21 protein-coding genes and 2 tRNA genes are annotated in these 26,617 nt (G+C 66.9%); 8 read left to right on the top strand and 15 right to left on the bottom strand.

All coding sequences use genetic code 11. The annotated features are described in order from the left end of the window. Position 1 precedes the first annotated feature (1 nt). The 5 genes from E2F48_RS12415 to pknB are packed head-to-tail and all read left to right on the top strand — an operon-like array spanning position 2 to position 8,156. The gene (locus tag E2F48_RS12415) at positions 2 to 1,597 is read left to right on the top strand and encodes a PP2C family protein-serine/threonine phosphatase (RefSeq protein WP_246018935.1); all 1,596 of its coding nucleotides are present in this window, start codon (positions 2 to 4) and stop codon (positions 1,595 to 1,597) included. Further along, entirely contained in the window at positions 1,594 to 3,012 is a 1,419-nt protein-coding gene (locus E2F48_RS12410; protein WP_133404295.1) for an FtsW/RodA/SpoVE family cell cycle protein, read from the top strand. Before E2F48_RS12415 ends, E2F48_RS12410 begins: the two co-directional genes overlap by 4 nt. Continuing rightward, entirely contained in the window at positions 3,009 to 4,451 is a 1,443-nt protein-coding gene (locus E2F48_RS12405; RefSeq protein WP_133404294.1) for a peptidoglycan D,D-transpeptidase FtsI family protein, read from the top strand. The genes E2F48_RS12410 and E2F48_RS12405 overlap by 4 nt, the downstream gene beginning before the upstream one ends. Continuing rightward, positions 4,448 to 6,220, top strand: coding sequence for a protein kinase domain-containing protein (locus tag E2F48_RS12400; protein WP_133404293.1), 1,773 nt, complete (start codon positions 4,448 to 4,450; stop codon positions 6,218 to 6,220). The genes E2F48_RS12405 and E2F48_RS12400 overlap by 4 nt, the downstream gene beginning before the upstream one ends. 22 nt (positions 6,221 to 6,242) lie before the next feature. Then, the gene (pknB, locus tag E2F48_RS12395; RefSeq protein ID WP_133404292.1) at positions 6,243 to 8,156 is read left to right on the top strand and encodes a Stk1 family PASTA domain-containing Ser/Thr kinase; all 1,914 of its coding nucleotides are present in this window, start codon (positions 6,243 to 6,245) and stop codon (positions 8,154 to 8,156) included. A 129-nt stretch (positions 8,157 to 8,285) separates the two neighbouring features. On the opposite strand, the gene E2F48_RS12390 is transcribed toward pknB, so the two are convergent. After that, positions 8,286 to 8,930, bottom strand: coding sequence for an aminodeoxychorismate/anthranilate synthase component II (locus E2F48_RS12390; protein WP_133404291.1), 645 nt, complete (start codon positions 8,928 to 8,930; stop codon positions 8,286 to 8,288). 271 nt (positions 8,931 to 9,201) lie between these two features. Between E2F48_RS12390 and E2F48_RS12385 the strand changes: the two genes are divergently transcribed. Together E2F48_RS12385 and E2F48_RS12380 are read left to right on the top strand one after the other, a co-directional pair. Further along, positions 9,202 to 9,447, top strand: a complete 246-nt coding sequence (locus E2F48_RS12385) for a cell division protein CrgA (protein ID WP_133404290.1) — start codon at positions 9,202 to 9,204, stop codon at positions 9,445 to 9,447. A gap of 15 nt (positions 9,448 to 9,462) precedes the next feature. Further along, the gene (locus E2F48_RS12380; RefSeq protein WP_133404289.1) at positions 9,463 to 10,479 is read left to right on the top strand and encodes an SDR family NAD(P)-dependent oxidoreductase; all 1,017 of its coding nucleotides are present in this window, start codon (positions 9,463 to 9,465) and stop codon (positions 10,477 to 10,479) included. Between the two features lie 417 nt (positions 10,480 to 10,896). Here the strand turns inward: E2F48_RS12380 and E2F48_RS12375 are convergent, their stop codons facing one another. Together E2F48_RS12375 and E2F48_RS12370 are read right to left on the bottom strand one after the other, a co-directional pair. Beyond that, entirely contained in the window at positions 10,897 to 11,766 is an 870-nt protein-coding gene (locus E2F48_RS12375) for a rhomboid family intramembrane serine protease (RefSeq protein WP_133404288.1), read from the bottom strand. Positions 11,767 to 11,771: 5 nt separating this feature from the next. Further along, complete coding sequence (locus E2F48_RS12370; protein ID WP_133404287.1) at positions 11,772 to 12,314, bottom strand: peptidylprolyl isomerase; 543 nt, start codon at positions 12,312 to 12,314, stop codon at positions 11,772 to 11,774. Between the two features lie 120 nt (positions 12,315 to 12,434). Here E2F48_RS12370 and E2F48_RS12365 point away from each other — a divergent pair, with 120 nt between their 5' ends. Beyond that, positions 12,435 to 13,352 (top strand): hypothetical protein, encoded by a 918-nt coding sequence (locus tag E2F48_RS12365; RefSeq protein WP_133404286.1) that lies wholly within the window; start codon positions 12,435 to 12,437, stop codon positions 13,350 to 13,352. 91 nt (positions 13,353 to 13,443) lie between these two features. Here E2F48_RS12365 and E2F48_RS12360 read toward each other — a convergent pair whose 3' ends face one another. From E2F48_RS12360 to dnaA, 12 genes are all read right to left on the bottom strand, one after another. Beyond that, complete coding sequence (locus E2F48_RS12360) at positions 13,444 to 14,358, bottom strand: DMT family transporter (protein ID WP_133404285.1); 915 nt, start codon at positions 14,356 to 14,358, stop codon at positions 13,444 to 13,446. A gap of 110 nt (positions 14,359 to 14,468) precedes the next feature. Beyond that, a tRNA-Ala gene (locus E2F48_RS12355) sits at positions 14,469 to 14,541 on the bottom strand. A gap of 44 nt (positions 14,542 to 14,585) precedes the next feature. Then, a complete protein-coding gene (locus tag E2F48_RS17490) occupies positions 14,586 to 14,702 on the bottom strand; it encodes a DLW-39 family protein (RefSeq protein WP_221411684.1) in 117 nt (38 codons plus the stop codon). Between the two features lie 37 nt (positions 14,703 to 14,739). Next, positions 14,740 to 14,813, bottom strand: a tRNA-Ile gene (locus tag E2F48_RS12350). Between the two features lie 86 nt (positions 14,814 to 14,899). Continuing rightward, a complete protein-coding gene (locus E2F48_RS12345; RefSeq protein ID WP_133404284.1) occupies positions 14,900 to 15,427 on the bottom strand; it encodes a DUF3566 domain-containing protein in 528 nt (175 codons plus the stop codon). Further along, the gene (gyrA, locus tag E2F48_RS12340; protein ID WP_133404283.1) at positions 15,424 to 18,081 is read right to left on the bottom strand and encodes a DNA gyrase subunit A; all 2,658 of its coding nucleotides are present in this window, start codon (positions 18,079 to 18,081) and stop codon (positions 15,424 to 15,426) included. Before gyrA ends, E2F48_RS12345 begins: the two co-directional genes overlap by 4 nt. Positions 18,082 to 18,163: 82 nt before the next feature. Further along, positions 18,164 to 20,239, bottom strand: coding sequence for a DNA topoisomerase (ATP-hydrolyzing) subunit B (gyrB, locus tag E2F48_RS12335; protein ID WP_133404282.1), 2,076 nt, complete (start codon positions 20,237 to 20,239; stop codon positions 18,164 to 18,166). A 239-nt stretch (positions 20,240 to 20,478) separates the two neighbouring features. After that, the gene (locus E2F48_RS12330) at positions 20,479 to 21,150 is read right to left on the bottom strand and encodes a DciA family protein (RefSeq protein WP_133404281.1); all 672 of its coding nucleotides are present in this window, start codon (positions 21,148 to 21,150) and stop codon (positions 20,479 to 20,481) included. Continuing rightward, positions 21,134 to 22,318 carry a DNA replication/repair protein RecF gene (gene recF, locus E2F48_RS12325; RefSeq protein ID WP_133404280.1) on the bottom strand — a complete coding sequence of 395 codons (1,185 nt, stop codon included), beginning with the start codon at positions 22,316 to 22,318 and terminating at the stop codon, positions 21,134 to 21,136. The genes E2F48_RS12330 and recF overlap by 17 nt, the downstream gene beginning before the upstream one ends. A gap of 10 nt (positions 22,319 to 22,328) precedes the next feature. After that, positions 22,329 to 23,225 (bottom strand): phosphogluconate dehydrogenase (NAD(+)-dependent, decarboxylating), encoded by an 897-nt coding sequence (gene gnd / locus E2F48_RS12320; RefSeq protein ID WP_133404279.1) that lies wholly within the window; start codon positions 23,223 to 23,225, stop codon positions 22,329 to 22,331. 48 nt (positions 23,226 to 23,273) lie between these two features. Then, the gene (gene dnaN / locus E2F48_RS12315; RefSeq protein ID WP_120165921.1) at positions 23,274 to 24,398 is read right to left on the bottom strand and encodes a DNA polymerase III subunit beta; all 1,125 of its coding nucleotides are present in this window, start codon (positions 24,396 to 24,398) and stop codon (positions 23,274 to 23,276) included. Between the two features lie 542 nt (positions 24,399 to 24,940). Next, entirely contained in the window at positions 24,941 to 26,350 is a 1,410-nt protein-coding gene (dnaA, locus tag E2F48_RS12310) for a chromosomal replication initiator protein DnaA (protein WP_133404560.1), read from the bottom strand. Positions 26,351 to 26,617: the final 267 nt, after the last annotated feature.

Below are 26,617 nucleotides of genomic sequence, written 5' to 3'. Positions count from 1 at the left end.
CATGGCCTATTTCCTGCGGTTCGCCGCGCGCTCCGACGTGGGCATGGTCCGTGCCAAGAACGACGATTCCGCCTATGTGGGCCGTTATCTCGCCGTCGTCGCCGACGGGATGGGCGGCCACGCCGGAGGGAACATCGCTTCGGCCTCCACAGTCCTGGACCTGGTCCACCTGGACCGCCGCCATCAGCGCGGCGACGCCGGCACCGAACTGGCCGACGAGATCCAGACCGCCAACTCCCTGCTTTCGGAACTTGTCAGCACCAACCCGCAGCTCGCCGGCATGGGCACCACGGTGACCGCCCTGCTGCTGAACGGGGACCGGCTCGAACTGGCCCATATCGGTGACTCCCGGGCCTACCGCCTGAAAAACGGCGTCTTTGAGCAGATCACCACCGATCACACGTTCGTGCAGCGCCTGATCGATGAAGGCCGGCTCCGCCCGGAGGAAGCCGAGGTCCACCCGCACAAGAACGTCCTGATGCGCGTACTGGGCGATGTGGATGCGAGTCCGGAACTGGATCTGCAGACTCTTGAGGTCGAGCCGGGCGAACGGTGGCTCCTCTGTTCGGACGGACTCACGGCCGTGCTGAACGACCGCATGGTCGAGCAGATCGTGAGGGAAACCCCGAATCTTGACGAGTGCGTCAACGCGCTGGTTGAGCTCACCCTGGCCGGCGGCTCCCCGGACAATGTCACGGTCGCCGTCGTCGAGGTCGCCCTGGCCACCGGCGGCGAGCCCGAACCGGAGCTGCGCCCGGTTCTCCCCTCAGCCCGTGAGGCGGCAGGAGAGCGCGAGGTCTCCGCGGGAGGACCCGCCGGCGCGGCAGCTGCCGGTGACGCCGGGCCCACCGAGCCGGCCGTACGCGCGGACCTGATCCGTGAGGACCTCCTCAGCCGGCCGCACCTGCTGGTGGGCGCCGCGGCGCTTGCCACCGAGACCGGCCAGATCCCAATCGTGACCCAGCGCTCGACCGAGCGGCGGGCGGCCCTGATGCTCACCCATAAGGCACAGGCTCCCGAGGGCTCCCTCGAGGACGTCCCGGCGCGCCGGGTCCGTCGCTGGCTGGGGCCGGCCTTCGTCACGCTCGGGGTGCTGATCCTGCTCGCCGTGCTCGGGTTTGGCTACACCTGGACGCAGACCCGGTTCTACGTTGCCGCGGCGGGGGACCGGGTGGCCGTCTACAACGGCGTCCCGCAGACGCTGGGCCCCATCCAGCTCAGCCATGTCTACGAGCGGACCACCATTCCGGTGTCGAACCTCCCCGAGTTCCGGCGCTCCCAGCTCGAGGGCGGCCTGCCCGCCAGCGATCTCCGGGAAGCCGAACGCATCATTGAGGACCTGCGGGGTGAACTGCGCGCCGTGGGCTGCGCGCCGGCGGAAGGCCCTCAGGCCACCGACGGTCCGGGCTCGGACCCGACTCCCGGTCCGTCGGCCTCCTCGTCCCCCTCACCGACCGCATCCCCTTCGGCGTCACGCTCCGCATCCCCTTCGGCAGCCGCGGGCGCGACGGCGGCGCCGCGCGCCCAGCCCTCGCCTTCGGACACTCCGGCGGATCCCGGGGCCGTGACCGCCGACTGTGGAGGCAACCTCGAATGAGTGATGTACTGACCGTCCCCCGCTCGCGGCGCAATGTCGAGGCTGCCCTGCTGCTGCTCGCCTTCGCCGTGGCCGTGGGCGCCAACTTCGTGGCCGGGCTCGAACGCGAGGAGCCCTTCAACGACTACTTCTGGAGGCAGGCCTCCACCCTGGTGGGCATGGGAATCCTCGTCCACCTCATCCTCCGCATCCGCGCAAAATATGCCGACCCAGTAATACTTCCGATCGTCATCGCCCTGAACGGCATTGGCCTTGCCATGATCCACCGGCTTGACCTGCCCCGGATAGAGAATCCGGACTTCGTGCCCGTGGCACCGCAGCAGCTGACCTGGACGGCGGTGGCCATCGTTGCCGCCTCGGTCCTGTTGATCTTCCTGCGCGACCACCGCATCCTCCGGCGGTTCACCTACATTTCGCTGATCGTCAGCGCCGTCCTGCTGCTGCTGCCGCTGACCCCGATCGGCCTGCCGATCAACGGCGCGCGGATCTGGATCAACGTCGGCTTCGGCACGTTCCAGCCCGGGGAGGTCGCCAAGATCACCCTGGCCATTTTCTTCGCCGGCTACCTCTCCACCAACCGGGACCTGATTCTGCTGGCCGGCAAGAAAATCGGCCCCCTCCAGCTCCCACGGTTCAAGGACCTTGCCCCGATGGTCGCCGCCTGGCTCGTAAGCATCGGCGTGCTGGTCCTGCAGCGCGACCTCGGGTCTTCGATCCTCTTTTTCGGCCTGTTCATGGCCATGATCTATGTGGCGACGAGCCGGGTGAGCTGGGTTCTGATCGGGCTCGCGATGATCGGCGTCGGCACCTTCATCGCCCTGCAGCTGTTCAGCCACGTGGCGCTTCGTTTCGACAGCTGGCTCAATGCCTTCGATCCCGAGGTGTACAACCGGGCCCCGGGCGGAAGCCAGCAGGTGGTGCAGGGGCTCTTCGGGCTGGCCAACGGCGGGCTGGCCGGAACCGGATTCGGCCAGGGTCGGCCCGACCTCGTAACGTATGCCAACAGCGACATGATTATTGCCGCGCTCGGCGAGGAACTCGGCATGATCGGTGTGTTCGCCATCATCCTGCTGTACATCCTCCTCGTCTCCCGCGGATTCCGGGCAGCCCTCGGCACGAAGGACGGGTTCGGGAAGCTGCTGGCCTGCGGCCTTTCCTTCACCATCGCCCTGCAATGTTTCGTGGTGATCGGCGGCATCACCCGGCTGATCCCGCTGACCGGGCTCACCACCCCGTTCATGTCCGCGGGCGGGTCATCCCTGCTGGCGAACTGGATCATCGTCGCCCTGCTGCTGCTGATCTCGGAGACCGCCCGCCGGCCGGTGCGGACGGCCGCCCCACGTGAATCGGCCGCAGTTTCGTCGGCTTCAGGCAGGGGGGCGCTTCCGCGGCGCCCCAAGGAGGGATCACGTTGAACCAGGCAATCCGCAGCGCATGGGTGGTGGCGATCGGGATGTTCGCCCTCATCCTCGGATCGCTGACCTACGTGCAGTTCTTCGAGGCCGAGGAACTCAACACCAATGACTGGAACAACCGGCAGCTCTACCAGGACTTCGGCCGGCCCCGTGGGGCAATCCTCGTGGACGGCAAGGCCGTGGCCGAGTCGGTGCCCTCCAACGACCAGTTCAACTACCAGCGCGTCTACAAGGAGCCGAACCTCTACGCCCACCTGACAGGGTTCTACTCCCTGGTCAACGGATCCACTCAGCTTGAGCAGGCCTCGGCCGGCCTGCTCTCGGGTACCAGCGACGAACTGTTCTACGACCGGATCGTTGGGCTCCTCTCCGGCGCCAGCAGCCAGGGTGCCTCGGTTGAACTCACCATCGACCCCCAGATCCAGCAGCTCGCCTGGGACCTGATCCCGGAGGGACAGCGCGGCTCCATCGTGGTCACCGAGCCCGAGACCGGGAACATCCTCGCCATGGTCTCCAAGCCCTCCTACGATCCGAACCTGATCGCTGTGCACGACACCGAGATCGCCGCCCGGAATGTCGAACAGCTCTCGGCGGTCCCCGGCCTGTCGATCTACCGCAACCCGGCCACTGAGTCCCTGGTGGCCCCCGGATCGGTCTTCAAGCTGGTGGACGCCGCAGCGGCGCTCGAATCCGGCGACTACGACGCCGAGTCCCAGATTCCCAACCCGCCGGTGCTCCCCCTTCCCGGCACCACCGTCGGCCTGCCCAACTACGTCAACGGAACCTGCGCCACGCGCTCGACCGCCGACCTCGAATTCGCCCTCGAGCAGTCCTGCAACACGCCGTTCGCCCAGATCGCGTGGGACCTCGGCGAGGACGCCATCCAGGAACAGGCCCGGCTGTTCGGCTTCGGGGAGAGGCACCAGATCCCCGTGGCCGTCGAGGCCAGCCAGTTCCCCAGCGACCTCAGCGAGCCTGAGCTCGCCCAGTCGGCCATCGGCCAGTTCGACGTCAAGGTGACTCCGCTCCAGATCGCCATGGTCGCCTCGGCGATCGCCAATGACGGCGTCCTGATGAAGCCGAACCTCATCAAGGCCGTGCGGGCCGCTGACCTCGAGCTGATCGATTCACCCTCACCGGAGGTCCTCCACGAATCGGTCAGCGCCGGAACGGCGGAGCAGTTGACCGAGTGGATGGTGAACGTCGTGAACAACGGAACCGGGCGGGGCGCCCAGATTCCGGGCGTCGACGTGGCGGGCAAGACCGGCACCGCCGAGGTCGAAGGGCGCGGCGACAACGCCTGGTTCACCGGTTTCGCCCCGGCCAACGACCCCCAGGTCGCCGTCACGATTGTCATGGAGGATGTCGACCTGGCCACGGGATCGCAGCTCACAAGTCCAAATGCCAAGAAGATCATTGAGGCGGTGTTGAACCAGTGAGGCCTACGTCGGGTATCACCCTGGGCGGCCGATTCCAGCTGACCGAACGCATTGCCATCGGTGGCATGGGCGAGGTGTGGAAGGCCCGCGACAAGGTGCTGGGCCGGGTTGTCGCCATCAAGATCCTGAAAGAGGAATATTCGGGGGATCCGGCGTTCCTGAACCGGTTCCGTGCCGAGGCCCGGCATACGGCTCTCCTGAACCACGAGGGCATCGCTAATGTCTTCGACTACGGCGAGGAGGGGGGCTCGGCCTACCTCGTCATGGAGCTGGTGCCCGGTCAGCCCCTCTCAGCGGTGATCGAGCGCGAAGGCGTGCTTTCCCCGGACCGCGCCCTCTCGATCATCGGCCAGACCGCCACCGCCCTCGCTGTCGCCCACCGGCAGGGCCTCGTGCACCGCGACGTCAAGCCGGGCAACATCCTTGTTCTCCCGGACGGGCGCGTGAAGATCACCGACTTCGGCATTGCCCGGCTGGCCGACCAGGTGCCGCTGACCGCCACGGGCCAGGTCATGGGCACCGCCCAGTACCTGGCGCCGGAGCAGGCCACCGGACAGCAGGCCACCGGGTCGAGCGACATCTATGCTCTGGGTGTTATCGGTTATGAGCTGCTGGCCGGCCGGCGTCCCTTCTCCGGGGAGTCGCAGATCGCCATTGCCCTGGCCCAGGTCAATGACGCCCCTCCGCCGCTTCCGGAACACATCCCGCACCCGGTGCGGGCACTGATCGCCTCGATGCTTGCGAAGGACCCGTCGGACCGGCCGGGGGATGCCGAATCCCTGTCCCGGGCCGTTGACGCCATCCGGGCCGGTTCAATCCGCGCCGCCGAAGCTGCGGTCCCCGGGATGCTCCTGTTCGGAGGCGACACCGAGGCTACCGCTGCCGTGCCCCGTCAGGACACCGCCGCCACGCGTGCGGTGCCCGCCCCGTCGACCTCGGCGATGCCGACGGTTGCCGCGGCGGCCGCGGTTCCGGCCGCCGCAGGGACGGGCAGTCTTGCCGCCTCGCGGGACTGGACCGAGGAGGAGGTGGAACCGGAGATCCCGCAGGAACGCGAGGAGCGCCGCCGCAAGCCCTGGCTGCTTCCCGTCATCATTCTTGTCCTTATTGCCCTCCTGGCCCTGGCATCGATCCTGATCTGGCCGCTCCTGGCGGGCGAACGAGGGGACCCAGCGCCCGCGACGACGACCTCTTCACCCCGCTCGACGCCGTCGAGTCCGCGCCCCACCCCCACGACGACGCCTTCGACGACGCCTTCGCCGACGCCGGAGCAGACGACGCCCGAGCCCGCGGCGATCGTCATCGACCCCGATCAATACCTGGGACTGAATATTGACGAGGCCACCGCGAGGCTTACCGCCCTGGGACTGTCGGTGAACCGCAGCGGCGAGCCATCGTCCGAACCGGCCGGCGCGGTGATCGACATCAACCCGGTGGGCACGGTCAGCCCGGGGCAGACCATCCAGCTGACCTTCTCCGAGGGCCCCCGCCAGGTCGACGTTCCCGGCGGCCTCGTGGGCCAGGACGAGGGGACGGTGCGCCAGCGCCTCGTCGAAGCGGGCCTGACTCCGGTCAACGCCGGCTCCGAGGAGTCCGACCAGCCGGCGGGCTCGGTCCTGCGCGTCGATCCTGCCGAAGGCACGAATCTCAATGAGGGTTCCGAGGTCGCATACGTCGTCTCCTCGGGCCCTCCTCCGACCACGCCGCCGGCCGAGGACGACGAAGATACGTCCTCGCCCACGCCCGACGCGACGAGTACGGGATCGTGAGGCCGCCGTGGAAGGAATTCCGATGACCGCTGAGCGTGTCCTCAACGGCCGGTACGAGGTCCTTCACCTGATCGGCCGGGGCGGGATGGCCGATGTCCACCTCGGCCGGGACATCCGCTTGGGACGGTCGGTCGCGATCAAGGTGCTGCGTAAGGATCTTGCCCGGGACCCGCTGTTCCAGTCACGGTTCCGCCGGGAAGCACAGGCCGTGGCGGGGCTGAACAACCCCAACATCGTGGCCGTCTACGATACGGGCGAGGAGGAGATCCCCGACCGTCCCGACCATGAGGTGCGGGTGCCGTTCATCGTGATGGAGTATGTGGAAGGGCGCACCTTGCGGGACCTGGTGAGGTCCGGTGAACTGAATGAGCAGGACGCCGTGCGGTATCTGGCCGGCGTGCTGTCAGCGCTCGAGTACAGCCACCGCGCCGGCATCGTCCATCGGGACATCAAACCCGCCAACGTCATGGTGACCCCCGAGGGCCGCGTGAAGGTCATGGACTTCGGCATCGCGCGGGCGATCGCCGACTCGGCCGCGACCATGACGCAGACCCAGGCCGTGGTGGGGACGGCCCAGTACCTTTCGCCCGAGCAGGCCCGGGGCGAAACCGTCGATGCCCGCAGCGATCTGTACTCTGCCGGGTGCCTGCTGTACGAGCTGGTGGCCGGAAGGCCTCCCTTCGTCGGGGACAGTCCGGTATCGGTGGCCTACCAGCACGTGCGGGAGGAACCGAAGCCGGCCAGCAGTTTTAATCCGCAGGTTAGTCCGGCCCTCGACTCGGTGCTGGCCAAGGCCCTGGCGAAGGACCGCGAGGATCGGTTCCAGGACGCCGCCTCCTTCGCGGCGGCCCTTGAGGACGCCCGCCGCGGCAAGGTGTTCAGCGACACCGGATCGCTGCCCACCCAGGCTCTGTCGACGGTGGAACCTGCGACCCGGATGGTGCCGGCAGCGGCACTGCCTATTCCATCGGAGGAGGACGGATCGCCCTCCACCCGCACTATGGAGCGGGTGCCCCCATCGGGCACCTCCCCGCTCGCCTCCCTGACCCACCGGAACGAGGACCTGCTCCCGGCACACGGAGAGGACTACGACGACGCCGCGCACCGGAACTCCCGCCGCCGGGCCTGGATTGTGGTTTCGGTCCTGGCCGCCCTGCTTGTGGTTCTCGCAGCCGGCTATGCGCTCCTGTACTCCGTTGGCCGGTCGGAGCCTGAGGCTCCACCCCGGATCGAGGTTCCCGCTGTGTCCAGCATGACCGAGGCCGACGGGGTCGCCACCCTTTATGGTGCCGACCTCATCCCGATCGTCGAAGAGCGTTTCCATGCCACGACGGAGCCCGGGCTGGTCATCGACACCGATCCGGCAGCCGGTGCACAGGTCGAGGCCAACTCTCGGGTGACCATCTCGGTCTCCAAGGGCCCGGCCAATATTGCCGTACCCGGGGGCCTCGCCAACCTGACCGAGTCCTCGGCCCGTGAGGCGCTCGAGGCCGTCGGTCTCAAGGCCGGGGAGGTCTCCGAGACGCCGAGCCCCGACGTGCCGCAGGGCCGGGTGGTCTCCACGGATCCGCAGTCCGGGCAGTCCGTTCCCTCCGGCAGCGCAGTCAACCTTGTGCTCTCCAACGGCAGGGTGAGTGTTCCTCAGCTCACCGGGCTGACTCGGGCCGAGGCGGAGGCCGCACTGGCGGACCCTTCGGTGAAACTGCCGTTCCGGGTGGAGTTGGCCGAGGACGAGGATGCGGAGCCCGGCAAGGTCCTGGAACAGAGCGCACCGCCGGCCTCCGAGGTGAACCAGGGGACCGAGATCGTCCTGACTGTTTCACGCGCGCCGGAGCAGACAGAAGAACCGACGTCCCCGCCGTCCGGCCCCGAAACCGCCCCCGGCCCTCCGGGCGCGGGAAAACCGAGCGATAAGCCCAAGCCGAACGACCCCTGACCGCCGCACCATGACCGCTGAGGACCCGCCCCTGAACCCGGTGGGGAGATTCCATGCCCCCGGGGCGCCGGACCACGGTCAACGGCCCGGTCAGTGAGTATGGTCAGAAATCGGGGTCGGTGACCAGGATCAGCGGGAGATCAAGGGACTCAGCGTGGCGGCCTTGGCTGCCGCACCCTCAAGTCCAAGCGACTCAAGCCAGGTGCCGAGCATCTGGTAGCCGCCCTCGGTCAGGACGGACTCCGGATGGAACTGAACCCCGCACAGGGGTGCGGTCCGGTGTTCAAGGCCCATGATGATTCCGCTGGCGGTGCGGGCCGTCACCTCGAGTTCCGCCGGGAGGTCGTCGCTGACGGCCGCCAGTGAGTGGTATCGGGTGGCGGTCAATGGCGAGGGGAGACCCGCGAAGACGCTCCGGGAGGTGTGTTCCACAAGCGAGGTCTTGCCGTGCATCAGTTCCGGTGCGTGGGTAACCGTGCCCCCGTAGGCCTCGGCGAGGGCCTGATGGCCCAGGCAGACCCCGAGCATCGGCTTCGCGTGGTCACCGCACCAGCGGATGAGGTCGACGATGACGCCGGCGTCGGCGGGCGTGCCGGGGCCTGGGGACACCAGGACGCCGTCGCGGCTCTCGGCCAGGGCCGCGGCTTCGGCGAGGGTGACGTCGTCGTTCCTCACGACGGTGGTCTCCGCCCCGAGTTCCTGAAGGTACCCCACGAGGGTGTAGACGAAGCTGTCGTAGTTGTCGACTACGAGAATCCGGACTGAATCAGCCATTTCACAAATGCCAATCGTTGCTGGGTGATAGATCCAATTGTGTCACCGCCGGGGCCAGCCGACAGCATCGGGGCCGTGGAACGGGGCGCTGGACGCATCTTCGGGTGCCGGCGCTGCGGTCCCCGCCCCGGCCGCTGGTTTCTTGGTTAGAATCGACAGCAGGAACCGTGCCCGCGCCGGAGTCCTCTGGAGCCGGCGCGGAAAATCGTCGGGCGGCCCCGCCGCGCCATTGAAGGCCGGCCGTTCCCGCCCGGCCCGTCAAGGAGGATAAGTGCCCGAGTCAAAGCCCCGCAGGAAGACCGCACCGGCCAGGACTGCTGTCGCAGCGGAGCCCAAGCCCAACCCGGTCTGGTACAAGCCGGTCATGTTCGGGCTGATGATCCTTGGCCTGCTGTGGATCATTGTCTACTACATCTCCGAAGGCACCCTGCCCGTACGGTCCTGGGAAGGTCTGAACATCGTCGCCGGGTTCGGCATTGCGATTGTCGGGTTCCTCATGACCACACGCTGGCGCTGACGGGGTAGATATCCGGTGGGGACGCGCGCCGGCCCTCCTGAGGGGACACCCGCGCCCGGGGACGTCGTCGTCATCACCGGAGCCTCAAGCGGGATCGGCCGTGCCACCGCCCACGCCTTCGCCCGAAACGGCGCCCGGCTCGTCCTCGCCTCCCGCTCGCCCCAGAGCCTCGGAGAGGTCGTCGCCGAATGCGCGGCGCTCGGCGCCCGGGCCGTGGCCGTTCCCACCGATGTAACCCGTGAGGCCGACGTCGAGGCCCTGGCCGGGGCGGCCCTGCACGCCTATGGGCGCGTCGACGCCTGGATCGGGTGCGCGTCCACCTACAGCTACGGGACGTTCGCGGACACTCCGCCCGCGGTCTTCCGCCGGGTCGTCGAGACCACGCTCTTCGGGCAGGTATATGGCGCCCGCGCTATCCTTCCACACTTCCGCGCACAGGGCCGCGGCACCCTCGTCCTGGTGGGATCGGTGTTCTCCAAGGTCTCCGCTCCCTATATCTCCCCCTATGTCACGGGTAAGTTCGGGCTGCTCGGCTTCGCCGAGGTACTGAGGCACGAATACCGGGACGCTCCGCGGATCTCCATCTGCGCCGTCCTGCCGGCCACCATCGACACACCCATCTACCAGCATGCGGCGAACTACACCGGCAGGACGGTTCGCCCCCTGCCTCCGGTGGTTGCCCCTGAACGCGTCGCCCGCGCCATCGTACGCACCGTGCGCCGTCCGCGGCCGGTCCGGGTGGTGGGACGCCTCCAGGGCGCCGCTATCCCGCTCTCCGGCTTCCTGCCGGGGCTCTATGCCCGCTGCATCCACCTCCTGATGAATATCCTGGCCCTGCGCAGGGGGTCGGCTTCCCCGGCCGCCGGGACGGTCTTCGCTCCCGACCCCTCGACCAACCGCGTGAGCGGCGGGTGGCGTACCGCTGGCGCCCTGCGGTCCTGGCCGTATGGTGTGCGGTCGGCGCGCCGGCGGAAGCCGCCTCCGGCGCGAAGGGGCCGTGCACCCGGCCCGTGGAGCGGGACCGGGGTCTGAAGCCCCATAGCGGGCGATCCGGCACCGGAGCCGCCGGGGAACTCCGGCCCTCCGGCCGGGAACTTCCCGACGGGGCTTCCGGCCGCAGACTTCCCGACCGGCCTTCCGGGATCGTTGTGGACAGCGAAGGCGGTCTGGGGAAAACCCGCCGCGGAACTCCAGTGACAGCAGTCACATTTGTCCCAATATTCCCTGTACACACGTTGTGCACTAAGTTATCCACAGGTGTGGAGAAGATTGGGGGAAAATCCTCTCGATCCGCCGAGTGCCGCCCCATTGTTATCCACATCTGTGGAATTACATGTGTGTAAGTTTTCCCCCGTGTGGATAAGCCCTGTGGATAAAGCGAAGGGATCCGGCGGCCCGAGTGGCCGCCGGATCCCTTCCCGGTTCCTTGTGCACAGCTTTCGGTGCCGCCTAGACCGTGATGAGGACCGATCCGAGGAAGGTCAGCACGGCGAGCACCGCGGTCACCGCTCCCACGCCGCTCCACTGGAGGGCCGGTCGCATCCGGCCGCGGGGCACATAGGCCAGCACGGCCGCCACGGCGGCCCCGGTCAGCAGGCCGCCCAGGTGGGCCTGCCAGGCGATGCCCGGCACGACGAAGCCCAGCACCCCGTTGACGGCGATGAGGATGAGGATCTGGCGGACGTCCCCGCCCCGCTTCTTCTGGATGACGAAGAGGGCGCCGAAGAGGCCGAAGACCGCGCCGGAGGCTCCAACGACCGGCTGGAACGGGTTGCTCAGCAGCAGGACCCCCACGGAGCCGCCCAGGGCGGAGAGCAGATACAGCGCCAGGAAGCGGGCGCGCCCGAGCGCTGGCTCCAGCGACTGGCCCAGAATCCATAAGGCGTACATATTGAATGCGATGTGGAGCAGGAAATTGGGTGAGTGGAGGAACGCGGCGGTGAACATCCGCCACGGCTCGGCGTCGATGGTCCCGGCGAAGCCGGCGGTGTACAGCGGGGCATACTGAAGCGCCGCGGTCAGGCCCGGAACGGCCATCTGGAGCAGGAACAAGAGGACACAGGCGCCGATCAGGACGAGGGTGACCACCGGCCGGCCTGAGGTGGCGGCGCCACCGAAGGCGGTGGTGGTCCTGGGGGTGTTGCGTGCCTGTTCGGCGACGCAGTCGACACATTGGATGCCCACCGCGGCCTGGCGCTGGCACTCCGGGCATGCCGGCCTGCCGCACCGCTGGCACCGAACATAGCTGATGCGGTCGGGGTGCCGCGGGCAGACCGGCGCCTCCTGCGACGGGCTGCCCGCGGGGACTCCGTAGGACACGGAGTCTAGAGCTGCTCTACGGTGATGCTGCTGATGACGACGTCCTCGAGGGGCTTGTCGCGCATATCGGTGCCGATCGCGTTCAGCTTGTCCACGACCTTCCGTGAGGCCTCGTCGGTGACGTCACCGAAGATGGTGTGCTTGCCCTGCAGCCAGGCGGTGGGCACCGAGGTGATGAAGAACTGTGACCCGTTCGTTCCGCGTCCACCCTGGATCCCGGCGTTCGCCATAGCCAGCTTGTAGGGCTCGTTGAAGTCGAGCTCGGGGTGGATCTCGTCATCGAACTTGTATCCCGGGCCGCCGATGCCCTGGCCCAGCGGGTCCCCGCCCTGGATCATGAAGTCCTTGATGATGCGGTGGAAGATGGTTCCGTCGTACAGCGGCTTCGTGGATTCCTCACCCGTCTGCGGGTGGGTCCAAGTGATCTCGCCGGTGGCGAGGCCCACGAAGTTCTTCACCGTCTTCGGCGCGTGGTTGCCAAAGAGATTGACAGCGATGTCGCCGTGGTTGGTGTGGATGGTGGCCTTTGCGGTTGGAATAGCAGTCATGGTGCCATTCTTTCACGGGGTGCCCGCCAAAAATCTGGTGGGGAAGCATTCCGCGCACAGTGAAAACCTGTGAACCTGAGGGATGAATAGCAAGGCCTGCAGATAGCACGTAGGCTGACCATGACGAGTCACGATCTCCTGGAGGTACTTGTGAAGAAGAACGAAAAGACCGCGCCCGGATTCGAAGAAGGCGTTTTGGCGGGCATCGCGGCCGCCCGTGGCTGGGCAATCCCCTACGTCGGCGCCGCCTACGGCTGGACGAAGCCCCGTTGGGACAAGGGGGTGCAGACGGCCTCTCCAATGATTCAGGAGAGCATGAGGAAGGCCGCGACGGGGGTGTCCACCGGATACGCCACGGTGAGCCCGCTGATCCAGGAGCGGCTGGACCGGGTCGGACCCCGGATCACCCAGGTCATCGACACGACCACCCCGAAGGTTCAGGAAACCCTGGGCAAGGCCGGTCCCGCCCTCACCTCGGCCAGGGGGAAGGTCGTTGACGGCTACATCCCCGCGCTGTCCTACAAGCTCGGCGAGGCGGCCGATTCTGCTTCCCGCTCGGTTGCGGGTGCAACCATCCCGCCGTCGGTCGCGTCCGTGGTCACCCGCGTGACCGGGGATAAGAAGGCAGCGCGCAATGCCCAGAAGGCCTTCGTCGCAGCGGGGCTGCAGGCCTCGAAGGAGCTGAAGAAGCGCCAGCAGGAGCAGGCCAAGAAGGGCAAGGGCTGGCTGATCGTCGGGATCATCGCCGCTGCGGTCACCGCCGGCGTCGCCGCCTGGCGGGCTTCCAAGCCCGTCGAGGACCCGTGGAAGACACCGGCTCCGGTGACCCAGAGCACCCCCACCCCGCCGTCGACCACCACGACGCCGGTCACTCCGACCACGGCGACGACCACCACTACGGGAACCGAGACCTCGGGTCCGGACCTGACGGCCGCGTCGGAGCAGGCAAAGGCCGCCAACAAGAAGGTCAAGGACGCCCCAGTCGATCTCTCCGACACGGCCAAGCACGCCGCGAAGCCGAACGACGCCACCAGCTAGGGCCCCTCGGGTCCCCGGGAGCGGGAAGGGCAGCCGGATTCCGGCCGTCCTTCCCGCTCCTTTTTGCTTTGACGCTCCCTTAGCGGCGGCCTCAGTCCCCGCCGAGCGCCGGAGGCGCCTCGAGCGGCCGGGCGGCCGGGCGGCCCGCCGGCCGGAAACGGGCCTGCCCGCGGACCACGACGGCGAGGCCGACCAGGATCAGCAGCAGCCCCGCGTAGGTTCCCGCCGGGAGCTGCTCGTCGAGGAAGACGGCGGCAAGGAGCGCCGCTCCGGGAATCTCAAGGAGGATGATCATCGAAATCACCAGCGGGCTCATCACGGCCAACAGATGATTGAAAACGCTGTGGCCCATGATCTGGGCGACGAGGGTCACCGCGAGGATCCCGACCCAGGCCTCCGGTGAGAATCCGGTCAGCGGCTGGCGGAACAGCAGGCACAGGAGGATCAGGATGGCGGCGCACCCGCCGTAGCAGAGGGTGGTGTAGGTCCCGGTGGACATGGTGCGCCGGGCCGTTGCTCCGGCCATCTGGTAGATCCCTGCGAGAGCACCCCCGGCCAGGGCGAGGACGTCACCGAGAATCGCCTGGCCGGAGAGCTGCAGGTCGAATCCGGTGATGACGACGACGCCGGCAAAGGCGACGGTGAGCCCGGTGACCACCACAGCCGGGGGCCGCGAGCCGCGCACGGCGTTGAACAGGGCGATCCAGGCCACCTGGAGGCAGACCAGGGCGGTCGCTGCGGCGACCGATGTCAGTTTGAGCGAGGTAACGAAGCACGCGAAGTGAAGGGCCAGTGCGGTCCCCGCGGTAAGAAGGCTGCGGAGGTCCGACCGGCCCAGGGCACGAAACTCGGCGCGTTTGGAGACGGCCGCGGGCCCGCCCATGATCAATGCGCCGATCAGGTTTCGCCAGAACGCGATGGCGAGGGCCGGCGCCGCAGTGGCGGCCATGATGGGGCCGGACGCCGAGACGCCCAGGACGCCGAGCAGCGAGAGGAAAATGATCACCCTGCAACCCTATGGCAGCCGGAGGATCCCACGGGACGGAGGCGGAAGAGAGGCGCGGCGGCCGGAGACAAAGAAAAACCCCGGTCCGTGGACCGGGGTTTTTCCTTCGGTGGAGGCACGGGGACTCGAACCCCGAACCCCCTGCTTGCAAAGCAGGTGCGCTACCAATTGCGCCATGCCCCCGTGGTGAGCCCCATCCGGTTCGTCAGAACCGCTGTGACCCGGAGCTAGCCGACCGCGTCGGTCGCCTTGCTCCAGACTGCCTTTTCCTTCTCTGAATCCTGCCACCGCTTGTAGACCAAGACTCCTGCTGCAGCAGCTGCGGCAATCAGCAACTTCTTCACATTCGTCTCCTTGCAGTTGCCTGCGGTGGTGGATCCGTGGGCGTACCAGGACTTGAACCTGGGACCTCTTCGTTATCAGCGAAGCGCTCTAACCGCCTGAGCTATACGCCCCGATACCTCATCGGGCCGAGATACGACTTTACAGCAGGAACTCGGCAAACCTCAAATCGCCGTCCCCGGCCCGATGCCTAGAAGCCCTAGTCGTCGGTAAGGGTGACGCCGATACCGCCGACAAGGGCCGAGGAAATGTTGTACAACACGGCCGAAAGCATCGCCAGGGCCGTCAGGAGCACCACATTGACGACCGCAATGATGGTGGCGAAGGACACAACCTGTCCCAGCGAGGCGAACTGCCGCAGGTCGAAACCGCCGCTTTCGGTGCCTGCGATTTCGCGCAGCAGGTCGTTAACCCCGTCGAAGATGCCGGTGAGGTCCAGGACGGTCCAGATGACGATGGCGGCGACCACCGTGACGATGCCGAGGGCGACCGACAGCAGGAAGGCCATCTTCAGCACCGACCAGGGGTCGACCTTGCTCACCAGCAGCCGTGCCTTGCGCGCCTTGGCCTTCGGGGCCGGCTTCACCAGTCCGGGCCGGGTCCCCGGTTTCGCCGGCTGTCCTGCCGAGGGCCGCTGCGCCGGGCGGGCCGGCGCATTGACCCGCGGACCGCTGCCGGACGAACGCACCGTTCCGCTGGACCGCGGGTTTGTGTTGGCCGAGCTCACTCGCTACCTCCGTATTCCGGCGACTCAGCATCGAGCTCAGCCGTTTCATCTGTCGACAACGGTACTTCATCGGCGTCCGTCGACGAAGCGCCGCCCACCGTGCCGTCCGGCTCGACCTCAAGGATCTGTGCTTCCTCAACCGCGTCATCATCAACGGCCATCGAACGCTCGCTGTTGCGCGCCACCCCGATGATACGGTCCTTCTTGTCCGGCTTGGCGAAGATGACGCCCATGGTGTCGCGGCCCTTGGCGGGGACGCCGGTGACCGCCGAACGGACGACCTTCCCGCCCTCCATCACCACGAGCACCTCGTCGCTCTCCTGGACGACAAGCGCGCCGACGAGGTCGCCGCGCTCCTCCGCGAGCTTGGCCACCTTGATACCCAGCCCGCCGCGCCCCTGGACGCGGTACTCGTCCACCTTGGTCCGCTTGGCGAAACCGCCCTCGGTGACGATGAAGACGAAGGAGTCGTCGCTGACGACGTCGGCGGCGAGCAGTTCGTCGTCGGCCCTGAACTTCATGCCGGTCACACCCGAGGTGGCCCGGCCCATGGGGCGCAGCGCCTCGTCGGTGGCGGTGAAGCGCAGCGACTGCCCCTTGCGGGAGACGAGCATCAGGTCATCGGACTCCGAGACCAGCTGGGCCGAAACCAGCTCGTCGCCGTCGCGCAGGTTGATCGCGATGACGCCGGCCGAACGGTTGGTGTCGTAGTCCTCGAGCCGCGTCTTCTTCATCAGCCCGCGCTTGGTGGCAAGGACCAGGTACGGGGCCTGCTGGTAGTCGCGCAGGTCGAGGACCTGGGCGATCGTCTCGTCGGGCTGGAAGGCCAGCAGGTTCGCCACGTGCTGGCCCTTCGCGTCCCGGGCGGCCTCGACCAGTTCGTAGGCCTTTGCCCGGTAGACCCGCCCGAGGTTGGTGAAGAACAGCAGCCAGTGGTGGGTGGTGGTGACGAAGAAGTGCTCGACGACGTCGTCGCCGCGCAGCTGCGCTCCCTTGATGCCCTTGCCTCCCCGGGCCTGCTGGCGGTAGTTGTCGCTGCGGGTGCGCTTGACGTATCCGCCGCGGGTGATGGTGACGACCATCTCCTCCTCGGGGATGAGGTCCTCCATGCTCATGTCGCCGTCGTAGCCCATGAGGATCTCCGTGCGGCGCTCATCGCCGTGCCGGTCGACGATCTCCTGCAGCTCGGTCGAGACGATGGAGCGCTGGACCTCCGGGGAGGCGAGGATCCGCTGGTACTCGGTGATCTCCCGCTCGAGCTTGTCGTGCTCGTCCTGAATCTTCTGCCGCTCGAGGGCGGCCAGCCGGCGCAGCTGCATGTTCAGGATGGCCGCGGCCTGGACCTCGTCGATGGAGAGCAGGGTCATCAGACCACCCCGGGCGTCCTCCACCGTCTGGGAGGCGCGGATCAGGGCGATGACCTCGTCAAGGGCGTCGAGCGCCTTGAGGTAGCCGCGCAGGATGTGGGCGGCCTCCTCCGCCTTGCGCAGCCGGTAGCGGGTGCGCCGGACGATCACTTCGAGCTGGTGGGTCACCCAGTGCCGGATGAATGCATCGAGGCTCAGGGTGCGCGGCACGTTGTCGACGATGGCGAGCATGTTGGCACTGAAGTTGTCCTGCAGCTGGGTGTGCTTGTACAGGTTGTTCAGGACGACCTTCGCCACGGCGTCGCGCTTGAGCACGATCACCAGGCGCTGCCCGGTGCGGCCGGAGGTCTCATCGCGCAGGTCGGCGATGCCGCTGATCTTGCCGTCCTTGACCAGGTCGGCGATCTTGATCGCCAGGTTGTCGGGGTTCGCCTGGTACGGCAGCTCCGTGACCACCAGGCAGGTGCGGCCCTGGATCTCCTCGACATTGACCACGGCGCGCATGGTGATCGACCCGCGGCCTGTGCGGTAGGCGTCCTCGATGCCCCGGTGCCCGAGGATCTGGGCGCCGGTGGGGAAGTCGGGGCCCTTGATCCGCACGATCAGCGCCTCGAGCAACTCCTCCTTGGAGGCCTCCGGGTGCTGCAGGTACCACTGGACGCCGTCGGCCACCTCGCGCAGGTTGTGCGGCGGGATGTTTGTGGCCATGCCCACCGCGATGCCCGAGGAGCCGTTGACCAGCAGGTTGGGGAAGCGGGACGGCAGGATGGTCGGTTCCTGGTTCTTGCCGTCGTAGTTGTCCTGGAAATCGACGGTCTCCTCGTCGATGTCGCGGACCATCTCCATGGCCAGCGGAGCCATCTTGGTCTCGGTGTACCGCGGGGCGGCCGCACCGTCATTGCCCGGGGAACCGAAGTTTCCCTGGCCCAGGGCGAGCGGGTAACGCATCGTCCAGTCCTGGATGAGGCGCACCAGCGCATCGTAGATCGCACCGTCGCCGTGCGGGTGGTACTGGCCCATCACCTCGCCGACGACGCGGGCGCACTTGTTGAAGGAACGCTCGGGGCGGTACCCGCCGTCGAACATGGCGTAGAGCACCCGGCGGTGGACCGGCTTCAGCCCGTCCCGGACGTCGGGAAGGGCGCGTCCGATGATGACGGCCATGGCGTAGTCAAGGTAGGACCGCTGCATCTCGGTCTGCAGGTCGACCTGTTCAACGCGGTCGGTCAGCACCTCCCCGGCCAGGATCTCCTCGGGTGCGGCTCCGTCGTTCGGCGTCTCGCTCATAAGTCCTTATTCCATTTCGTTCAAATTTTTACCGCGGACAGGGGTCACCGGGCACCGGAACGAGCCGGCACCCGGTGGATCCCTAGATGTCCAGGAAGCGCACGTCCTTGGCGTTCTGCTGGATGAAGTTCCGGCGGGACTCGACGTCCTCACCCATCAGCACCGAGAAGACCTGGTCGGCCGCGGCGGCGTCGTCCATGGTGACCTGGAGCAGCGTGCGGCGGTCCGGATCCATCGTGGTTTCCCACAGTTCGGTGTAGTCCATCTCGCCGAGGCCCTTGTAGCGCTGGATGCCGTTGTCCTTGGGCAGGCGCAGGTTGGCGGCAAGGCCCTGCCGGATCGTCTCGTCGCGTTCCTTGTCGCTGTAGACATAGGCGTGCGGAGCGTTGGACCACTTGATCCGGTAGAGCGGCGGCTGCGCCAGGTACACGAAACCGCTTTCGATCAGCGGCCGCATGTAACGGAAGAGCAGTGTCAGCAGCAGCGTGGTGATGTGCTGGCCGTCGACGTCGGCATCGGCCATCAGGACGATCTTGTGGTACCGGGCCTTCGCGACGTCGAAGTCCTCGCCGATGCCCGCGCCGAAGGCGGTGATCATGGCCTGGACCTCGCTGTTGCCCAGCGCCCGGTCGAGGCGTGCCCGCTCGACGTTGAGGATCTTGCCGCGCAGCGGAAGGATCGCCTGGGTCTCGGGGTTGCGCCCGCGGACGGCGGAGCCGCCTGCGGAGTCGCCCTCCACGATGTAGATCTCGGACTTGGCGGGGTCCTTCGACTGGCAGTCCTTGAGCTTGCCGGGCATTCCACCGGACTCGAGCAGGCCCTTGCGGCGCGTCGACTCGCGGGCCTTGCGGGCGGCAAGGCGTGCCTGGGCGGCCTGGATGGACTTGCGGATGACGTCGCGGGCCGGCCCGGGGTTCCGCTCAAGCCAGTCGCCGAGCTGGTCGGTCACGACGCGCTGGACGAAGCCCTTGGCCTCGGAGTTGCCCAGCTTGGTCTTGGTCTGGCCTTCGAACTGCGGTTCGGTCAGCTTGACGGAGATGACCGCCGTCAGGCCCTCGCGGATATCGTCGCCGGTCAGGTTGTCGTCTTTTTCCTTGATGATGTTCTTGTCGCGCGCGTACTTGTTGATCAACGTGGTCATTGCGGCCCGGAATCCCTCTTCGTGGGTTCCGCCCTCATGGGTGTTGATGGTGTTGGCGTAGGTGTGGACGCTCTCGGAGTAGGCGGTGGTCCACTGCAGCGCGACCTCAACGGCGATCTTGCGGTCCGTATCCTCGGTTTCGAACGCGATGACATCCTCGTGGATCACCTCGACCCGCTTTGAGGAGTTCAGGTGCCGGACGTAGTCGAGCAGCCCGTTTTCGTAGAGGTACTCGACCTGGCGGTGCTTGGGGGTGTCATCCTCGGGCGCCTCGCCGGGCTCGTGGTGCTCGGTGATCTCGTCGGTCTCGATGTCGGCCCGCTCGTCGAGCAGGGTGATGCGCAGTCCCTTGTTGAGGAAGGCCATCTGCTGGAACCGTGCGCGCAGCGTCTCGTAGTCGAACTCGACGGATTCGAAGATCGTTTCGTCCGGGTAGAAGGTCTGGGTGGTTCCGGTCTCCGAGGTTTCCTCGCCCCGGCGGAGCTCGCCGACCGGCTTGCCGCCGTCGGCGAAGGACTGCCGCCAGACGAAGCCCTGGCGGCGCACCTCGGTCTCGACCCGCTTGGAGAGGGCGTTGACCACCGAAATGCCCACGCCGTGAAGACCACCGGAGACCGCGTAGCCGCCGCCGCCGAACTTCCCGCCCGCGTGGAGGATGGTCATGACCACCTCCACGGTAGGCCGGCCCTCGGTGGGGTGCATGTCCACGGGGATGCCGCGGCCGTTGTCGATTACCCGCACCCCGCCGTCCGCGAGGAGGGTGACCTCAATGGTGTCGGCGTGACCGGCAAGCGCCTCATCGACGGAGTTGTCCACCACCTCATAGACCAGGTGGTGGAGCCCGCGCGGGCCCGTGGACCCGATATACATGCCTGGGCGTTTCCGTACCGCCTCAAGGCCTTCGAGCACCGTGATATCGCTGGCGCCGTAGCTGTGGGAGGTCGCTGCTGAGAGGGCGGGAGACTCGCCGACCCCAATTTTGACATCGCTAGCGTTCAACTCGTTCTCGTTTGCCACAGGCGCAGTCGACTCCTCAATGTGTTTATGCGGGGAAACTTCTTTATTCTACCCTGCGGCAGGGCTCAATCCCGCACAGACCCGCCTCTAGCGGCCAATAATGGCGCTTTTAAGCCGACAGCAGGACGCCGGTAGGGGCCGTATACGTCGGAAAGGCTCCCGGGAGCTCTATCCGCCGCTCACGGGATTCCCGGATCGGGCGCAAATCCGCCGTCCTACCCCGTCGGCGGTGACGCCGGTCACCCGTAGGTGTCCCGCGGGCCGCGGCCCTTCACCGAGCGCCCGCCCTTGCGCCAGCTCGGGCCCGCCGGTCCCACCACCGAGATGCGGGTGACCACCTTGGGTCCAAGCTCGGCGTCGAACCTGCGCAGCAGGTCCGGGCTGATCAGCCGGAGCTGGGTGGCCCACGCGGTGGAGTCGCACCGGACCAGCACCGTGGTCCCATCGAAACTCTCGGGATGGCAGTGGGAGGCGATTTCCGAACCCACCAGTTCAGTCCAGCGTGCGAGCACCGATCCCACGGCGACGGGCGAGTTCCACCCGCGTTCGGCGAGCAGTTTGTTGAAGACCTTCCCGAGGCCTTCGGGATCCCGCCCGCCATAGACCGGGGCCGGGGAGTAGCGGCGCCGGGGGGCCGCCGGCGCGCGGCGGCCGACCGGCACCCGCGGTGTGCCGCGGGACTGGGAGGCATCCCGAAGCCGGTTCAGCAGCACTTCCGGCGCGTTCTGCTCGACGCCGGCGGGAAGTTCTGGGTCCCCGCCCGGGGTCCGGCCGCTTCCAGTGCCCGGTGCGCTCAACTCCTGGGCGCTTGATTCCGGGCCGGCGGCCGGTCCGGAATCAAGTGCTCCGGGCCGGCCGCCGGTGTCCGGTTCCGGGTGTCCGCTGCCCGGTCCGTCAGCCTTCCTCGGCATCGATTCCTCCAGGAACGACGCGGAGCTGCCGCCCTGCCAGCTCCTCCGGAATGTCCCCGGGAACGGCGGCGGTGACAAGCACCTGCTCCGCACCGGAGACGATCTTCGCAAGTTTTCCCCTCCGCTGAGTGTCCAGCTCGGCGAAGACATCGTCAAGAATCAGCACCGGGGTGGCCCCGGGCGTCTGATCCTCCTCATTGAGCAGGTAGTAGGAGGCGAGGCGCAGAGCCAGGGCCATCGACCAGGTTTCCCCATGGGAGGCATATCCCTTGGCCGGGGCCGGTCCCAGCATGAGGCTCAGCTCGTCGCGGTGCGGTCCCACCAGGGAGATTCCCCGGTCGAGCTCCTTTTTCCGGTGCTGGACCAGCGCCTCGAGGAAACGCTGGGTCAACTCCGCGGGATCCGTGCCGTGTAGTTCCCCGGCGCGTTCCCCCGCGGCGTCCGGGTCCTCATCGTCGAACAGGCCCGCCACCGTGGCGCGGTAGCCGGCCGATGCCTCCTTTGAACCGTCGGTCAGCTGCGCGTAGGCCAGGGCCAGGTGCGGCTGGAGTCTTTCAACGAGGCCCAGCCGTGCGTGGAGAAGGCGTGCCCCGGTTTCGGCAAGGTGCTGGTCCCACACCTCGAGGGTCGCCTCGTGCGCTCCCGAGAACCGTCCCGCCGCCCGGGCGGATTTCAGCAGCGCGTTGCGCTGCTTGAGGACCCGCTCGTAGTCGGCGCGCAGGGCGGCCTGATGCGGAACCAGCGTCACGAGGACCTCATCGAGGTAGCGCCGCCGGACGGACGGGTCGCCCTTGACGAGGGCGAGGTCCTCGGGGGCGAACAGCACGGTCTTGAGGATGCCGGCGGCCGCCCGTGCGCGGACCGGGTTCGCCCGGTTGATCCGGGCGCGGTTGGCGCCGGCGGCGTTGATCTCCACCTCGACGCTTGTCCGCTGCACCCCACGGACAAGCTTCCCCCGCACCAGGGCCCTCTCAGCGGAGAAACCGATGAGGGGCTTGTCGGTGCTGACCCGGTGTGAGGAAAGGGACGCAAGGTACCCGATGGCCTCGACAATGTTCGTCTTCCCCACGCCGTTGGGTCCGACGAACACCGTCACACCGGGAGCCAGCCCGGTGTCGAGCTGGTGGTAGCTGCGGAAGTCGGTGAGCGAAAGGTGCTCTATGTACACCGGCCCCCGCTCAGGCGGGATCCTGGCGGGCCGGGCGTACCGCGTGTCCACCGAACTGGTTCCGGAGGGCCGCGACCATCTTCATCGCCGGGGAGTCGTCCTGCCGCGAGGCGAAGCGGGCGAAGACCGAGGCCGTGATCGCCGGGGTGGGCACGGCGTTGGCGATCGATTCCTCGACGGTCCAGCGTCCCTCACCGGAATCCTCAACGTAACCGGCCACCCTGGCGAGGTCGGGGTCGTCCTGCAGCGCGTTCACCATCAGGTCGAGCAGCCAGGACCGGACGACCGTGCCCTTCTGCCAGGCGGTGAAGGTTCCGGGCACATCCTTGATGATGTCCTTGGCCTGCAGGAGTTCATACCCTTCGGCGTAGGCCTGCATGAGCCCGTATTCGATGCCGTTGTGGACCATCTTGGCGTAGTGTCCGGCGCCGATGTCCCCGACGTGGACGAAGCTTTCCTGCCGCTCGCCCTCGGGCCGGAGCGCATCGAAGATCGGCATGGCGCGGGCGACTTCGGCGTCGCTGCCGCCGACCATCAGGCCGTAGCCGTTCGCCAGGCCCCACACGCCGCCCGAGACGCCGCAGTCCAGGAAGGAGATGCCGTGCTCGGCGAGGAGTGCACCGTGGGCCTGGTCGTCGGTGAAGCGGGAATTGCCGCCGTCGATGACGAGGTCGCCTTCCTGCAGTGCGCCGGACAGTTCGCGGATGACGTTGTCGGTCACAGCTCCGGCGGGGACCATCACCCAGATGATGCGGGGGGCCGGGACTGCGGCTACCAGCTCATCGAGGGAGGATACATCGGTCAGCTCCGGGTTTCGATCGAACCCGGTGACGGTTATGCCCCCACGGCGCAGCCGTTCCCTCATGTTGAAGCCCATTTTGCCTAGTCCGATAAGGCCAATATGCATTGCATTTACTCTTTCTACCGTGGGGGTCGGCCGGCGTAATGCCGGTCCTTACTGGTTCGGAAGCCGAACGGGCATCAGCAGGTACCGATAGTCTTCCCGGTCCTCGCCTGTGGCTTCCTCCTGTGCCGACATGACAGCCGGTTTGGGCGGGGAAGTGAACGAAAAGCGCACGAATTTGCTGGGGAAGGCGCCGAGGCCCTCGCTGAGGTACTGAGGGTTGAACGCGACGGTGATGTCGTCGCCGTCAAGGGTCGCCTCGATGGCTTCGGAGGCCTGGGCGTCCTCGCCGGTGCCGGCGTCAAGGGCCACCTGGCCCTGGGTGAAGGCAAGCCGCACCGGGGTGTTCCGCTCGGCCACCAGCGACACACGCCGCACGGCTTCAACGAGGGCACTGGTTTCGACAGTGGCGTGGATCGGGGTGGTTTCGGGGAAGAGGGACCGGATCTTCGGGTAGTCCCCGTCGACCAGCAGCGAGGTGGTCCGCCGGCCGCCGCTTTCGAAACCGATCAGTTCACTGTCATCGGAGAAGGCGATGTTCAGGTCGCCGGCGCCGCCGAGAGTCTTGGCCACCTCGTTGAGGGTCTTGGCCTTGACCAGGGCGCTGGTGGAAATGCCCGGTGTGGACGGCTTCCAGGACACTTCCCGCAGGGCCAGCCGGTACCGGTCGGTGGCGAGGAGCGTGATGAGGTCGTCTTCGATCTCCATGCGGACGCCGGTGAGGATGGGCAGGGTGTCGTCGCGGCTGGCGGCGATGATCACCTGGGAGACGGCCTGGGCGAAGGCATCACCGTCGACGACGCCGCTGACGGCGGGGAGCTTCGGAAGCTCGGGGTATTCGCCTTCGGGCATGGTGGCGAGGTTGAACCGGCTGTTCCGGCAGGTCAGGGTGACTTTCGATCCGTCAGTGGCCACCTCGACCGGCGCGGAGGGCAGGCTGCGGCAGATATCGGCAAGCAGGCGCCCCGAAACGAGGATGGTTCCTTCCTCGCTGATGTCGGCGGGGATCTCCAGGCGTGCCGAGATTTCATAGTCGAAGCTCGCCAGGGAGAGAGCTCCGCCCTCGGCCTTGATGAGCAGCCCTGCCAGTACGGGAACAGGTGGGCGCGGGGAAAGGGAGCGCGCTGTCCAGGAGACAGCCTCCGCGAGAACGTCCCGCTCAACTCTGAATTTCACGGAAGGAAGCCGCCTTTCACAAAGTACCTCTTGAGTACAACCACCGACATGGACGTACGTGGGCGGGGTCCGGTGTCTGTGCGGAAAGAGAATCCGGGAGGGCACCGTTGACCCCAACCCTGCTTGGAACACAGCTTAGCCTGAGCCGCCGGGTCCCGTGGATGGGTGCCGTCCCGGAACGGCCGGGACCGGTCGGCACGACCGGGAGGGTCCGGATCCTGAGCCGGGCCGGAACGCAGGAACACGAAAGTGTTATCTGAAGAACTTTTTGAAGTTTAAGGTTCGTAGTGTTAATAACTGCTGTGGAAACTGTGGATAAGTCCACCTGCCGCCCGCAATCCGCGGATCCGGCCTGTGGACAAGCTGTGCGTCCACAAGGCGCCCCTGAAGCCGCGCTTGTGGGGAAAATCCCTGTCATTTCGCGGATCCACAGGGCAGGCGGTGGTTTTCCTCAGGTTTCGGCAGGTTGTTCCGGGGGTTATCCACAGTTGTGTCCACAGCTGTTAATTTCCCGCCCATGCGGCGGTCCCCCGACCGGGGTCTCAGGCTTCCCGCTGCTTGTGTTTGATGCGGTTTGTCAGTTCGGTCACCTGATTGAAGATCGCCCGGCGCTCCGCCATGAGTTCGCGGATCTTGCGGTCGGCATGGATGACCGTGGTGTGATCACGGCCACCGAGCTCCTGGCCGATCTTGGGCAGGGACATGTCGGTCAGTTCGCGGCAGAGGTACATGGCGATCTGCCGGGCGGTCACCAGCGTGCGGGTGCGGGACTTGCTGCACAGTTCTTCAAGGCTGATCTGGAAGTAGTCGGCGGTCTGGGCCATGATCACCGTCGAGGTGATCTCCTGTGCGCCGTCATCGGAGATCAGATCCTTGAGGACAATCTCGGCCAGGTTCACATCGACCGGCTGCCGGTTCAGGCTCGCGAAGGCGGTCACCCGGATCAGGGCCCCCTCGAGCTCCCGGATGTTCGTCGCGATTTTGGACGCAATGTACTCAAGGACGTCATCCGGGGCGCTCAGGCTGTCGCTGATCGCCTTCTTGCGCAGGATGGCGATACGGGTTTCAAGTTCCGGTGGCTGGATATCGGTGAGGAGGCCCCACTCGAACCGGGACCGCATGCGCTCCTCGAAGCCGGAGAGCTGCTTGGGCGGCAGGTCCGAGGTGATCACCACCTGCTTGTTGTGGTTGTGCAGCGCATTGAAGGTGTGGAAGAACTCCTCCTGGGTCCGGTCCTTACCGGACAGGAACTGGATGTCATCGATAAGCAGGATGTCCACATTGCGGTAGGTCTGCTTGAAGCTCGTGCCCTCGTCGTCACGGATCGAGTTGATGAAGTCGTTCGTGAATTCCTCGGAGTTCACGTACCTCACCCGGATGCCGGTGTAGAGATGCCGGGCATAATGGCCGATGGCGTGGAGGAGGTGGGTCTTGCCAAGGCCCGAGTCGCCGTAGATGAACAACGGGTTGTAGGCCTTGGCGGGAGCCTCGGCGACCGCGACCGCGGCGGCGTGGGCGAACCGGTTCGAGGAGCCAATGACGAAGGTATCGAAGATGTACTTGGGGTTCAGGCGGCCGAACTCATGGGAGTTGCTCGGGGGCGTCGGCGAGGGCTTGGGTTCCTCCCGCTGTTCCGGGGAGGGCACCGATTCCGGAACCGGCTCCTCCTCGGCGACCGGAGTGAGATCGGGGTCGATGACGAAGGCGCACTGAATGTCCTCCCTGAACACTTCGTGCAGGGCTTCGTCCAGGGCCGCCTTCAACTGGGTCTGGAGCACCTCGCGGGTCAGTTCATTCGGGACGGCGACCAGCATCGTGGTGCCGATCAGCCCCTGGGCCTGGGCCAGAACGACGAATCCGCGCTGCCTCGGAGTGACGCGGTCGTCATGCTCGAGGGTACGGATCACCTTCCGCCATGAGCTGCCGACGTCGTTGACCTCGTCCGTTTCCACCACTGATACCCCTCAAAGCTTCACAATCCGCACTTGAAAATGGCCGTAATCCACAGGGTTGTACACAGATGGTGGATAAACCGGCCCTGCCAAGACTAGAGGATGAAAACTACAGAAGATAGCGGTCAAACCGTGGACAACGGGGGGCCACAGGTGGGGTGGAGGGGCATTTCGACGCTACCCGGCGCGGTCCGCGGGCCCGTGATTGTCCACAGGTGGATGTCCACAGGTGTGGATGATGCGGTGGATGAGGCCCGCCGCCGGCCG

This window comes from Arthrobacter crusticola, from assembly GCF_004357995.1.
Taxonomy (GTDB): Bacteria; Actinomycetota; Actinomycetes; order Actinomycetales; family Micrococcaceae; genus Arthrobacter_D; species Arthrobacter_D crusticola.
This window is presented reverse-complemented; position numbering and strand designations above follow the sequence as displayed.

Coding starts and splice junctions, on each gene's coding strand:
- E2F48_RS12415 (WP_246018935.1), top strand. CDS start 2: ATGGCCTATTTCCTGCGGTTCGCCGCGCGCTCCGACGTGGGCATGGTC.
- E2F48_RS12410 (WP_133404295.1), top strand. CDS start 1,594: ATGAGTGATGTACTGACCGTCCCCCGCTCGCGGCGCAATGTCGAGGCT.
- pknB (WP_133404292.1), top strand. CDS start 6,243: ATGACCGCTGAGCGTGTCCTCAACGGCCGGTACGAGGTCCTTCACCTG.
- E2F48_RS12390 (WP_133404291.1), bottom strand. CDS start 8,930: ATGGCTGATTCAGTCCGGATTCTCGTAGTCGACAACTACGACAGCTTC.
- E2F48_RS12370 (WP_133404287.1), bottom strand. CDS start 12,314: ATGACTGCTATTCCAACCGCAAAGGCCACCATCCACACCAACCACGGC.
- E2F48_RS12365 (WP_133404286.1), top strand. CDS start 12,435: ATGACGAGTCACGATCTCCTGGAGGTACTTGTGAAGAAGAACGAAAAG.
- gyrA (WP_133404283.1), bottom strand. CDS start 18,081: ATGAGCGAGACGCCGAACGACGGAGCCGCACCCGAGGAGATCCTGGCC.
- E2F48_RS12330 (WP_133404281.1), bottom strand. CDS start 21,150: ATGCCGAGGAAGGCTGACGGACCGGGCAGCGGACACCCGGAACCGGAC.
- gnd (WP_133404279.1), bottom strand. CDS start 23,225: ATGCATATTGGCCTTATCGGACTAGGCAAAATGGGCTTCAACATGAGG.